The sequence below is a fragment of the Streptomyces sp. NPDC051211 genome (assembly GCF_040689505.1).
Taxonomy (GTDB): Bacteria; Actinomycetota; Actinomycetes; order Streptomycetales; family Streptomycetaceae; genus Streptomyces.
The window spans coordinates 102570-114030 of sequence record NZ_JBFBAV010000022.1 but is presented as its reverse complement, the minus strand read 5'-3'; the positions used below and the strand labels follow the sequence as shown (position 1 = coordinate 114030).

At 72.9% G+C, this 11461-nt stretch carries 9 protein-coding genes; 2 read left to right on the top strand and 7 right to left on the bottom strand.

What is annotated here, in order from left to right; all coding sequences use genetic code 11:
* Positions 1–1006: 1006 nt before the first annotated feature.
* Positions 1007–1282 carry a hypothetical protein gene (locus AB0447_RS22045; protein ID WP_366478402.1) on the bottom strand — a complete coding sequence of 92 codons (276 nt, stop codon included), beginning with the start codon at positions 1280–1282 and terminating at the stop codon, positions 1007–1009.
* Positions 1283–1457: 175 nt separating this feature from the next.
* Between AB0447_RS22045 and AB0447_RS22040 the strand changes: the two genes are divergently transcribed.
* Together AB0447_RS22040 and AB0447_RS22035 are read left to right on the top strand one after the other, a co-directional pair.
* Complete coding sequence (locus AB0447_RS22040) at positions 1458–3560, top strand: TPM domain-containing protein (RefSeq protein WP_366478410.1); 2103 nt, start codon at positions 1458–1460, stop codon at positions 3558–3560.
* Between the two features lie 25 nt (positions 3561–3585).
* Complete coding sequence (locus AB0447_RS22035; RefSeq protein WP_366478401.1) at positions 3586–4305, top strand: PspA/IM30 family protein; 720 nt, start codon at positions 3586–3588, stop codon at positions 4303–4305.
* Positions 4306–4412: 107 nt separating this feature from the next.
* Here AB0447_RS22035 and AB0447_RS22030 read toward each other — a convergent pair whose 3' ends face one another.
* The 6 genes from AB0447_RS22030 to AB0447_RS22005 form a co-directional block, all read right to left on the bottom strand.
* Entirely contained in the window at positions 4413–6983 is a 2571-nt protein-coding gene (locus AB0447_RS22030; protein WP_366478409.1) for a SpoIIE family protein phosphatase, read from the bottom strand.
* Positions 6984–7195: 212 nt separating this feature from the next.
* Positions 7196–7624 carry an ATP-binding protein gene (locus tag AB0447_RS22025; RefSeq protein WP_366478408.1) on the bottom strand — a complete coding sequence of 143 codons (429 nt, stop codon included), beginning with the start codon at positions 7622–7624 and terminating at the stop codon, positions 7196–7198.
* Positions 7625–7753: 129 nt separating this feature from the next.
* On the bottom strand, positions 7754–8212 hold the full coding sequence (locus tag AB0447_RS22020) for a (deoxy)nucleoside triphosphate pyrophosphohydrolase (RefSeq protein WP_366478400.1): 459 nt from the start codon (positions 8210–8212) through the stop codon (positions 7754–7756).
* A gap of 43 nt (positions 8213–8255) precedes the next feature.
* Positions 8256–8441 (bottom strand): SPOR domain-containing protein, encoded by a 186-nt coding sequence (locus AB0447_RS22015; protein WP_150209540.1) that lies wholly within the window; start codon positions 8439–8441, stop codon positions 8256–8258.
* Between the two features lie 332 nt (positions 8442–8773).
* Positions 8774–9526 (bottom strand): GntR family transcriptional regulator, encoded by a 753-nt coding sequence (locus tag AB0447_RS22010; protein ID WP_366478399.1) that lies wholly within the window; start codon positions 9524–9526, stop codon positions 8774–8776.
* A gap of 283 nt (positions 9527–9809) precedes the next feature.
* Positions 9810–11384, bottom strand: a complete 1575-nt coding sequence (locus AB0447_RS22005; protein WP_366478398.1) for a S8 family peptidase — start codon at positions 11382–11384, stop codon at positions 9810–9812.
* Positions 11385–11461: the final 77 nt, after the last annotated feature.

Genomic DNA, 11461 nt, shown 5'->3' with positions numbered 1-11461 from the left:
GCCCGATGAGCGCCTCCCCGAGCACCGTGGGTGCGGTGGGTGCCGTCAAGGGTGGAGCGCAGCGACATCGCGAAGCGACGCGACGAAGGAGCGCCCTTGACAGGCCGGACGGACACGGAACGACACTGGGACTGCCGGGAAGGCCCCCCGCCTGCTCCTTCGATTCCGTCCAGGCGAAGCCCCGGCACCCTGTAGCCCCGCCCAACAGGCCCGGCCCGGCCCAGCAGGGCACGCCCCACCCGACTTCGCCCAACAGTCGAGCGGGGTCGCGGCCCGGTGGGCCGCTGCGCGGAGCCTTCCCCCACCCCGCCCCTTCCCGAAACCGGGCGCTGCCCGGACCCGCGCCTCAAACGCCGGCGAGGCTGAAAGCAGGGCCACGCCCCGACCCCCGCAAACCACCCCGGCGAGGCCAAAGCGGCACTCCGCCCCAGCCCCCGCGCCTCAAACGCCGCCGGGGCTGGAGAGCGGGGCCACGGCCCGGCCCGGCAGCCGACCCGCGCCGAGGCTCGAGAGCGAGGCAACGGCCCGGCCCAGCAACCAACCCCCGCCGACGGGGAAAGTGCGGCTCCGCCCCGGGCGGGGGGTGGGCGGTACCGCCCAGCCGGCCAGCGGGCCGCGCCATGCGCCCCGCAGCCAGACCCGGCCCGCGTCCGGACTCCCGTCTGGACGAAGCCCCCAGGGGGGCGGGTGGCACACCCCGCCCGGGCCCGGCCCCGAGCGGGGGGCAAAGAAGCCCGCCCACGCCGCGCGCCCCCAAAGCCCAGCCAGACATCTCAACTCCGCCGGGCCACAACCCCCAAGGGCGGGGTGGCACACCCCCGCCCCGCCCCGACCCCGAGCAGGGGACAAAGAAGCCCGCCCGCGCCATGCGCCCCAACGCCCCGCCAGGCAACCTCAACACCGCCAGGCCACACCCCCCAACGGCGGCAGACACACGCGTGCCCTGCCCGCTTCACCCGAAGAAGCGGGCAGGGCACGCGGCCGGTGCGGGTCCGGAGGAGGCGGGTCAGCCGTGGATGTCGGAGAGGGAGGCCAGGTAGGCCAGGTCGGCGGTTTCCGATTCCGTCGGGAGGAATTCGCCCGGGGCCTCCGCCGGGATGTGGTTCTGGCGGACGTCCGCGAAGGTTTCGTCGACGAGCGCCGAGCTCAGGTCGACCGCGTCGGCCGCGGTGGCCGTCGTGCCGGCCGTGGTGTCGGCGCCGTCGTGCGTGTGTGCCTGCGCGGGGGTGGCGAGGGCAAGGGCGGCCACGGTGAGGGCGGCCGCAGACATGATCTTCTTCATGTCCTGCAAACGAGGGCCCCCGACCTCGGTCACGCATCGTGATCACCGGGGTCACCGTGATCACCGGGGTCACCGGGGTCACCGGGGTCACCGTGATCACCCCGGGGTGCGGGCCCGGTGAACCGCTCATACCCTCCCAAATGTGACCCCGCCGAAGCGACGCGCCCTCCCCCCGATGGCGGTCCGCCCCCTGCTCGCCCTCGTCGCCGCCCTCCTGACGTGCGCGGTCTGGGTCGCGCCGGTCGCGCCGGAGGCGCGGGCCGACGACCCCGTCACCCTGGACCGGCAGGGCCAGATCACCGACCGGGTCGGGGCCATCGGCGACCGGAAGGGTGCCGTCGCCGCCGCCCTCGACACGCTGTACGCCGACCGGCGGATCCAGCTGTTCGTCGTCTACGTACGGGATTTCTCCGAGCGTTCCGCCCAGAGCTGGGCCGACGCCACCGCCCAGCGCAACGGTCTCGGGCAGAACGACGTGCTCCTCGCCGTCGCGACCGGGGCCCGCCAGTACGCCTATTCCGCCGACGTCGACTCCGGTTTCACCCAGGAGCAGCTGGCCTCGGTCGCGCAGACCGCCATCGAGCCGGCCCTGAAGCAGAACGACTGGGCGGGCGCCGCCATCGGTGCGGCGAACGGCTACAACGCCGTGCTCGGCGGGCAGCCGGTGCCCGTGCCCACCATCACCCCCGGCCCGGCGGATCCCGGCGGCGACGGGGCCGGCGGGGAGAGCGGTGCCGGCGACTTCGTGCTGCCGGTGGTCGCGGTCGGCGCGGCCGGCGCACTGGCCGCGTACGCGTACACCCGCAGCAAGCGCCGCAAGGGCCGGGCCGGCGGCGGCCCGGCCACGGCCGGCTGGGGGGAGCAGGCCGCGGGCGGCCTGCCGCTGCCCGAGCTGGATGCGAAGGCCAAGTCGCTGCTGGTGGAGACGGACGATGCGGTCCGCACCAGCACCGAGGAGCTGGGCTTCGCGTCGGCCCAGTTCGGCGAGGAGGCCGTCAAGCCGTTCGAGGAGGCCGTGGTCCACGCCAAGGACGAGCTGACCCATGCCTTCCGGCTGCGCCAGCAGCTCGACGACGCCTATCCGGAGGACGATGCGACCCGCCGGCGGATGCTCGACGAGATCGTGGCCCGGTGTACGGAGGCCAACCGGCGCCTCGATGCGGAGGCCGCGGACTTCGACCGGCTGCGGGCGCTGGAGCGGAACGCCCCGCAGGCCCTGGCGACGGTCGAGGCACACCTCCGGGCGCTGACGGGCCGGACCGCGACGGCGGAGGCGACGCTCACCGCGCTGGCCCAGAGGTACGCGGATTCGGCGTCCGGGCCGGTCGCGTCCAACGCCGGGCAGGCCGAGGACCGGATGCTGTTCGCCACCGCCAGCCTGGGCGAGGCGCGCGCCGCGCTGGATGCGGGCGACAACGGCCGGGCCGCGGTGCACGTGCGGGCGGCGGAGGGTGCGGTCGACCAGGCGGCCACTCTGGTGGACGCGGTGGAGCGGCGGGCGCAGGAGCTGGCGGAGGCCGCCGGCAAGCTCGACGGTGCGCTGACGGAGACGGAGACGGACCTCGCCGATGCCCGCGGTCTGCTCACCGGTACGCCGGAGGGGGTGTCCACGGCCGATCTGCGGGGCCGGATCGGGCGGGCCGAGGCGGTGCTGGCCGACGTACGGCAGGAGCGGGAGGGCGGCCGGTACGACCCGATCGACGCGCTGCGGCGGGTGGAGGAGGCGGACGCGGCCCTGGACGAGGCGCTGGCCGGGGCCCGCGAGCGGGAGACGGCGCATCAGCGGGCCCGGACCCTGCTGGACCGGGCGCTGTTCGGGGCACGCAGTGCGATCGGCGCGGCCACGGACTACATCACCACCAGCCGGGGTGCGGTGGGCAGCCAGGCGCGGACGCGGCTCGCCGAGGCGCAGCGGCATCTGGAGCGTTCCACGGCGTTGGCCGGGACGGACGCGGCGGGCGCGCTGGCGGAGGCGCAGCAGGCGGATGCGCTGGCCCGGCAGGCCCAGCAGCTGGCGGAGCAGGACGTACAGGGCTACCGGAATCCGTACGGCGGGCAGCGCGGCGGGGGCGGGATGAGCGGCGCGGTGCTGGGCGGGATCATCCTCGGCGAGATCCTCGGCGGGGCGGGCCGCGGCATGGGCGGCGGCTTCGGCGGGGGTTTCGGCGGGGGTTTCGGGGGCGGCGGCATGGGCGGGGGTGGCGGCTTCGGTCGCGGGCCGGGGTCCTTCGGGGGCGGGGGCACGCGTGGCCGGATGGGCGGCGGCGGCCGTTTCTGACTCATCGCACAAGGAGACCGAACACATGAGCAAGCAGAGCATTCTCGGCCGGGTCACCCAGCTCGCCAAGGCCAACATCAACGCGCTGCTGGACCAGGCGGAGGATCCGCAGAAGATGCTGGACCAGCTGATCCGCGACTACTCGAACAACATCTCGGAGGCGGAGCAGGCGGTCGCGACGACGATCGGCAATCTGCGGCTGCTGGAGCAGGATCACGCGGAGGACGTGCAGGCGGCGTCGGAGTGGGGTGGCAAGGCGCTGGCCGCGAGCAGGAAGGCGGACGAGCTCCGCTCCTCCGGCTCGACGGCGGACGCGGACAGGTTCGACAACCTGGCGAAGGTGGCGCTGGGCCGGCAGCTCCAGTCGGAGAAGGAGGCGGGGACGGCGGAGCCGACGATCGCCGCGCAGACGGAGGTCGTGGACAAGCTGAAGGCCGGCCTGGACTCGATGAAGACCAAGCTGTCCGAGTTGCAGGCGAAGCGGGACGAGCTGGTGGCGCGTGCGAAGACGGCGCAGGCGCAGAACACGATGATGGACGCGGTCAAGAGCATCGACGTGATGGACCCGACGAGTGAGCTGAACCGGTTCGAGGACAAGGTCCGGCGGGAGGAGGCGCGGGCGCTGGGGAAGCAGGAGCTGGCGGCGTCCTCGCTGGACGCGCAGTTCGAGTCGCTGGACGATCTCGGGCGGGCCTCGGAGGTCGAGGCGCGCTTGGCCGCGCTCAAGTCCGGGCGCGCGGCGTAGTCCGGCTGCGGGGACGTTGCGGGGTTCCGCCGAGGACCCCGCGCCTCAATCGCCGGCGGGGCTGGTTTGCCCTGCGGGCAAACCGGCCGCCGCCGGCCCCGCTTTGTTCACCCGTACATGTTCAGCAGCTGCTCCGCCGAGAGTTCGGTGACCGGTTCGGCCGTGGCGCCCGGCAGGGGCAGTTCGAACCAGACGGTTTTGCCGCGGTGGGTGCGCCGGGTGCCCCAGCCGGCGGAGAGCAGGCCGACCAGCTGGAGGCCGCGGCCGCCCTCGTCGGTGTCGCGGGCGCGGCGGCGGCGCGGCTGGGCCAGGTTGCCGTCCCACACTTCGCAGACCAGGGTCCGGTCGAGGAGCAGGCGGAGCCGGATCTCGCCCTCGCCGTAGCGGAGGGCGTTCGTGACCAGCTCGCTGACGAGCAGTTCGGTGGTGTCGAGGAGTCCTTCCAGGCCCCAGGCGGGGAGTTTGGCCCGGGCGAGTTCCCGGGCGCGGCCCACCGAGCGGGCTTCGCGGGGCAGCTGCCAGTCGCCGACCGCGTCGGTCGGCAGGCCCTGCACCCGGGCCATGAGGAGGGCGATGTCGTCCTCGCCGTGCCGGGTGTCGAGGGTGGCCAGGACGTGGTCGCAGACGTCCTCCAGGGGGCGGACGGGGTCGGCGAGGGCTTCGCGGAGTCCGCGCAGGCCTTCTTCCAGCGGGTGGTCGCGGGATTCGACGAGGCCGTCGGTGTAGAGGGCGAGCAGGGCGCCTTCGGGGAGTTCCACTTCGACCTCCTCGAAGGGTTCGCCGCCGACGCCGAGCGGCATGCCGGGCGGGACTTCGAGCAGCAGGCCGGGCCGGGGGGCGCTGCCGGGTTCGCCGGGTTCCACCAGGACCGGTGGCATGTGGCCGGCGTTGGCGATGGTGCAGCGCCGGGTCACCGGGTCGTAGACGGCGTACACGCAGGTGGCGAGGTAGACCTCGGAGAGGTCGGCGTCCCGGGAGTGCAGGGCGGCGCGGGAGGCCTGCTGGCTGCCGCCGGGGGCGCCGAGGCCGCGGGCGACCTCGTCGAGGGCGGAGAGGACCTCGGCCGGTTCGAGGTCGAGCAGGGCCAGGGTGCGGACGGCGGTGCGGAGTTCGCCCATGGCGACGGCGGCGCGCAGGCCGCGGCCCATGACGTCGCCGACGACGAGGGCGGTGCGGTGGCCGGGGAGTTCTATGACGTCGAACCAGTCGCCGCCGACCTCGGTGGCCGCGTTGCCGGGCAGGTAGCGGCAGGCGATGTCCAGGCCGGCGGCTTCCGGGTCGCCGGGCGGCAGCAGGCTGCGCTGCAGTATCAGGGCGCGTTCGTGTTCGCGCCGGTAGAGGCGGGCGTTGTCGATGCATACGGCGGCCCGCGCGGCGAGCTCCACGGCGACGGCCCGGTCGCGTTCGCCGAAGGGTTCGCTGCCCTTGGTGCGGGAGAACTGGGCGAGGCCGACGACGGTGTCGTGGGCGACGAGCGGGACGACGAGGGTGGACTGGACGAGGGTCGTGACGTTGGGGTCGCCGCTCTCGAGGAGCCGGGGGCGGGCGGTGCGCAGGGCGAGGGCGCCGGGCGAGGCGGCGGGGTAGCGGTGGATCTCGCCGACGGCGACGGGCGGGCCGGAGAAGGGGGTGCCGGAGAGGGGGGCGTCGGAGACGGCGCTGGCGAAGGCGACCCGGCGCAGGGGGGCGGAGGGGGCGCGGCCGGAGCCGCGGCCGGGGAGGCTGGGGACGCCGGGGCCCTGGGGGCGGGCGGGGCGGTCGTCGTCGCCGAGCAGCAGCCCCTGGTAGAGGTCGACGGAGGCGAGGTCGCAGAAGCCGGGGACGGTGACGTCGAGGAGTTCGCGGGCGGTGGTCTCCAGGTCGAGGGAGTTGCCGATGCGGTGGCCGGCCTCGTTGAGGAGGGCGAGGTTGCGGCGGACGCCGGCGGCTTCGCGGGCGGCGAGGTGGCGGCGGGTGACGTCGGTGCCGAGTCCGGCGACGCCGATGGGCAGGCCGGAGCCGCCGTGCACCCGGTAGAGGTTGATGGACCAGTGCCGCTTCTCGCGGCTGCCGGGGGCGGCGCCGGAGATCTGGAGGTCGGTGACGGCTTCGCCGGTTTCCAGGACGCGCCGGAGCGCGGCGGCCATCCGGTCGGCTTCGCGCGGGGGCAGGTAGTCGTGGACGGTGCGGCCGCGGTGCTCCTCGACGGCCCCGCCGAAGACGGTGGCGAAGCGGCGGTTGGCGCGCTGCACGGTGAGGTCCGTACCGAAGAGCAGGAACCCGAAGGGAGATTGACCGAATATCGCCTGCGAGGCCGCGAGATCGGATTCGATCCGGCGCAGCGCGCGTACGTCGACGACGACGCAGAGCGCGGCCCGTTCGGCGGTCTCGGTTTCGGTGGGCATCACATAGATCTCGGCCACGCCGTGTGCGCCGTTCCCGCCGGGGATGCGGAAGGGGATGAGGCCCGTCCATTCCTTGCCGTCGAGGATCTCGGCCACCTTGCGGTGGCCGCCCTCGCGCAGCTCGGGGGGCATGAAGGCGTCGACCGGGTCGCGGCCCACGGCCTGGGCTGCGGTCAGGCCGAAGAGTTCCTCGGCGCGCAGGCTCCACTGGTCGATGAGCCCGTCGGGGCCGATCGAGAAGGACGCGACCTTGATGTAGTCATAGATCGAGCCAGGTGGACTGCTGTGCCACAGCGAGTCGTGCCAAGTCTCGCGGGGCACTCGGGCCTGATGTGCCTGCGCAGGTATTTCGCTCACGCGACCGTCCCCTCCAGCTCACCGCAACCGGACCGGCCATGACCGAAGTATTCAGCACCACGGGCACGGCTGGCACGGCGTTCACGATCACAGCAAGGTCTCGGTCGTTTTGAGCCAGGCCTTGTGATCGTCAGCCGCCCTTCATCTTGTTACTCACCAGGAAGAGCCAACTCGAACCACACTGTCTTGCCCGTCTTCCCGTGCCGGGTCCCCCAGCGCTGTGCCGAGACCGCCACCAGATGGAGTCCGCGGCCGCCCTCGTCGTCGGGCGTGGCGGTCCGCTCGCGGGGCGGATCCGGAAGCGGATCGGAAACTTCCACGAGCAGCGCGGGGCGGCCGGCGCGCGCTTCGGTGGCCGGATCCTGCCGTACCAGCCGGACGCCGATGGGGCCGGACGCGTATCGGAGGGAATTGGTGACCAGCTCGCTGACCAGCAGGACGGTCACGTCGCAGATGGCATCCAGACCCCAGGATCGGAGCTTGCCGAGCACCGCGTGGCGGGCGGTGCGGACGGCACCCGGTTCGGCGGGAAAGGCCCATTCGGCGCAGTCACCGTCTGTCTCGATCACGCCGATCACTTCCCGGGTCGGCAACAGACCCCAGTGCGGTTCTTCAGGGACGAGATAGGGATTAATAACGACATACCCGATATCGGGGCGTCGTACCGCCCGGGGGCTCGCCCACCGGCGCACTGTGGCACGTACGGCCTACACCGTGCCCCTCATGCGCCCCCGAACTCCTCCGGACCCGGTCCGGGGGGACCCCCCGGCCGTGGCGGCGCGCAGCCGGCGGCCGACCTCGGCGACCGCCGGGCGGTCCTGGTCGAGCCAGTCGACCGAGTCGAGTTCCGCCGGGTCGAGCCAGCGCAGCTCGTCGTGGTCCTCCAGCGGTTCGGGCTCGCCGGAGAGCAGCCGGGCGGTCCACACGTGCAGGACCAGTCCGGGCCTGAGGTCCCACTCCCCCGGGATCCGCTCCAGCGGCTCGGTCTCCACGCCGAGCTCCTCGCGCAGTTCGCGCACCAGCGCCTGGGGGCCGCTCTCGCCGGGTTCGGCCTTGCCGCCGGGCAGTTCCCAGCGGCCCGCCAGCTCCGGCGGGGCACTGCGCCGGGCGGCCAGCAGGCGCCCGTCACGACAAAGGGCTCCGCCCACGACCACTCGTACAGTCATGGGCGGAGCCTAGTTCACGGGGCGTGCCGTCCCGTTGGCGTGCTCAGTTCGCGGTGGCGGTCTGTCCGATCCGCTCGACCCAGTACAGCTGCTTGTGTCCGCGGTCGTCGAGACTGTCGACGACCTTCTGGGCCTCGGCCCGGGTGGCGTAACGGCCCACCCGGTAGCGGTTGCCGTTGTCGTCCTGCCGTATGACCAGCCACGGGAGCAGGGCACCGCTGTCGTTCATCGCGCTTCACCCTCCGCCGACGTACCTGCCCAGGAAACCGCATTGCGCATATGCCTGAGCTTACGCCCGACCTTTACTCAGCGGATACGTGTTTTCACCAAGAGATACCTCACAGGCGTACGCATCCGGCCATGCGTACGAGTGGGCCGTGCGCGCCGGAGCGTGCGGCGCGAACGACCCACTGGGCAAGGAGAGTTGAGCCGGGCCTCGCGGGGATGGCCGGCGGCGGCCCGCGACCGGGCCAGGGGGTGCCCCGGCGGCGGCCCGCGACCGGGCCCAGCGGGTACCCTGCCGATCAGGCCGCGAGCCCGGCCGGATCGGCAGGACACCCCCTAGCGGACCGGGAGGTGGTACGAGAGCCGGTAGCGGTCCGCGGGGACGACCACGTCCGCCGTCTCGACGGCGCGACCGGAGGCGTAGTACGTCCGCCCGATGACCAGGACCACATGGCCGGGGACCCCGCCGAGGGAGAGCAGCTCCTCGGCCAGGCCGGGGCGCGCGCCGACGTCTTCCACCACGTTGTCCACGACGACGTCGATCGCGGCCATCCGGTCGACCACCCCGCAGCCGCCGAGCGGGCCCTCCTCGGGAAGCATCACCGGGGTGCGGCCGGTCACCGCGAGGGGCTCCCAGGAGGTGGACAGCATCATGGCCTCGCCCGCGTCCCGGAAGACGTAGCGGGTCCGCATCACCCGGTCGCCGGCCGCGATGCCGAGCCGCTCGGCGATCTCGGCGGGGGCTCCGGTCTGCTCGCTGCTGGAGTCCCAGGTGCCGCGCGCGCCGGCCTCGGCCTGCTCCTGGCGGAAGGGGGTCGAGCCGGCGGAGGAGCGGTACCCGGAGCGGGACACCCGGCGCGGCACGGGCTGCTCGCGCACGTACGTGCCGGAGCCGGACCGGCCTTCGACCAGGCCCTCGGCCATCAGGACCTTGCGGGCCTCCAGCGCGACCGTGTCGGAGACTCCGTACTCCTCCCGGATCCGCGCCTGCGAGGGCAGCCGGGCATGCGGGGGCAGGGACCCATCGACGATCTTCCGCCGCAGATCCCCGGCGACGCGCAGATAGGCCGGCTGCTCACCGAAAGTCACTGGCCACTCCCATCAGGTTGACAGACAGCTACAGCCTGGCAACCGACGGTTGTACGCCGCAAGCAAGGGCCAGAGTTTCACCCGATGTGATGAAACGAGGTCACCCAAACCCATTACCGCGGGTCATGGTCCGGTGGACCCGAGCTCTCCCCTGAGCTTCCGCTCCACGCACGCAGCGGGGGCGACCGTTGGTTCGGTCGCCCCCGCCGTTACCGGCTCAGGTGCTCAGTCGGTCGTTCGTTTCATTCGGCCGGTCTGCCGGTCTGCCGGTCTGCCGGTCGCGTCAGAACTGCAGCGACCAGACGTCGATCTTGCCGGTGTCGATGTTGGCGTTGTCGTTCACCCGGAGCTTCCAGGTGCCGTTGGCGACCTCGCTGGAGGCGTTGACGGTGTAGGTCTGGTTGATGTTGTCGGTGCTGCCGCCGCTGCGGTTGTGCAGGGTGTAGACGGAGCCGTCGGGGGCGACCAGGTCGACCTTCAGGTCACCGATGTAGGTGTGCTGGATGTTCACGCCCACCTGGAGGGCGGCCGGGGCGTTGCCCGCGACGCCGCTCACGGTGACCGGGGACTCGACGGTCGAGTTGTCGTTGATGGCGTAGTCCGCGGTGTTCTCGAACTTCGGCCCGGTGGGCGGGGTGGTGCCGGTGCCGACGCTCAGCAGGCGGTTCGGCGAGCCGGTGCCGGGGTTGGTCACCTTGTTGGCCGTGGACGCGTTCACCAGTGCGGTGCCGACCTGGGCCGGGGTGCTGGACGGGTTCTGCGAGAGGTACAGGGCGGCCGCGCCGGCGACGTGCGGCGAGGCCATCGACGTACCGGAGATGTTGTTGGTGGCGGTGTCGCTGGAGTTCCACGCCGAGACGATGGAGGAACCGGGCGCGAAGATGTCCAGGATGCTGCCGTAGTTGGAGTAGCTGGCCCTGGCGTCCGAGCTGGTCGTCGCACCGACCGTGAGGGCCTCGGCGACACGGGCCGGGGACTTGGTGTTGGCGTTGGTGTTCTCGTTGCCCGCCGCGACCGCGTAGGTGATGCCGGCGGCTATGGAGTTCCGCACGGCGGTGTCGAGCGCGGAGTCGGCGCCGCCGCCGAGGGACATGTTCGCCACGGCCGGCTTGACCGCGTTCCGGGTCACCCAGTCGATGCCCGCGACGACCCCGGCCGTCGTGCCCGAGCCGTTGTTGTCGAGCACGCGGACGCCGACGATCTTCGCCTTCTTGGCGACGCCGTACGCGTTGCCGCCGACGGTGCCGGCGACGTGGGTGCCGTGGCCGTGGCCGTCCTGCGCGGTGTTGTCGTTGTCGACGGCGTCGTAGCCGTAGGAGGCGCGGGTGCCGAAGTCCTGGTGGCTGATGCGGACACCGGTGTCGATGATGTACGCGGTGACGCCCTCGCCGGCCTTGTCCGGGTAGGTGTAGCTCTGGTTGAGCGGGAGCGACGGCTGGTCGATGCGGTCCAGGCCCCAGGACGGCGGGTTGGGCTGGGTGGCGTCGACGGTGAACGTCCGGTTCTGCACGACGGACGCGACGGCCGGGTCGGCGGCGATCTTCTTCGCCTGGGCCTCGGAGGCCGCGATGGAGTAGCCGTTCAGTGCCGCGCGGTAGACCTTGTCGATCTTCGCACCGTGGCGCTCGGCGACGGACTTGCCGCTGGCGAGCGTGGACCGGGCGGCGGAGTCCTTCAGGATCACGATGTAGCTGTCGGCGATCGTGCCGGCGGCGCCGGCGTTCACGATCCGGCCTTCCGCGGCGGATCCGCCGGCGGCCGAGGCCGGGAGGGCCGAGGCCGCGCCGAGCACAAGGGCGACGGCGGCCGTCGCGCTGAGGCCGGCGAGCTTCCGGCGGTGATGACGCATCACGGACATGTGAGGTGTCCTCCTGATAGGTGGTGCGTTGCGGGGGGTTAAGCGACGTGCCCATGACAATCAGTTCGGCCAAGGGC

What these genes read in the sequence shown, in the direction of transcription:
- AB0447_RS22045 (WP_366478402.1), bottom strand. Translation starts at nt 1,282, where the DNA reads ATGAAGAAGATCATGTCTGCGGCCGCCCTCACCGTGGCCGCCCTTGCC.
- AB0447_RS22005 (WP_366478398.1), bottom strand. Translation starts at nt 11,384, where the DNA reads ATGTCCGTGATGCGTCATCACCGCCGGAAGCTCGCCGGCCTCAGCGCG.
- AB0447_RS22040 (WP_366478410.1), top strand. Translation starts at nt 1,458, where the DNA reads ATGGCGGTCCGCCCCCTGCTCGCCCTCGTCGCCGCCCTCCTGACGTGC.
- AB0447_RS22035 (WP_366478401.1), top strand. Translation starts at nt 3,586, where the DNA reads ATGAGCAAGCAGAGCATTCTCGGCCGGGTCACCCAGCTCGCCAAGGCC.
- AB0447_RS22020 (WP_366478400.1), bottom strand. Translation starts at nt 8,212, where the DNA reads ATGACTGTACGAGTGGTCGTGGGCGGAGCCCTTTGTCGTGACGGGCGC.
- AB0447_RS22015 (WP_150209540.1), bottom strand. Translation starts at nt 8,441, where the DNA reads ATGAACGACAGCGGTGCCCTGCTCCCGTGGCTGGTCATACGGCAGGAC.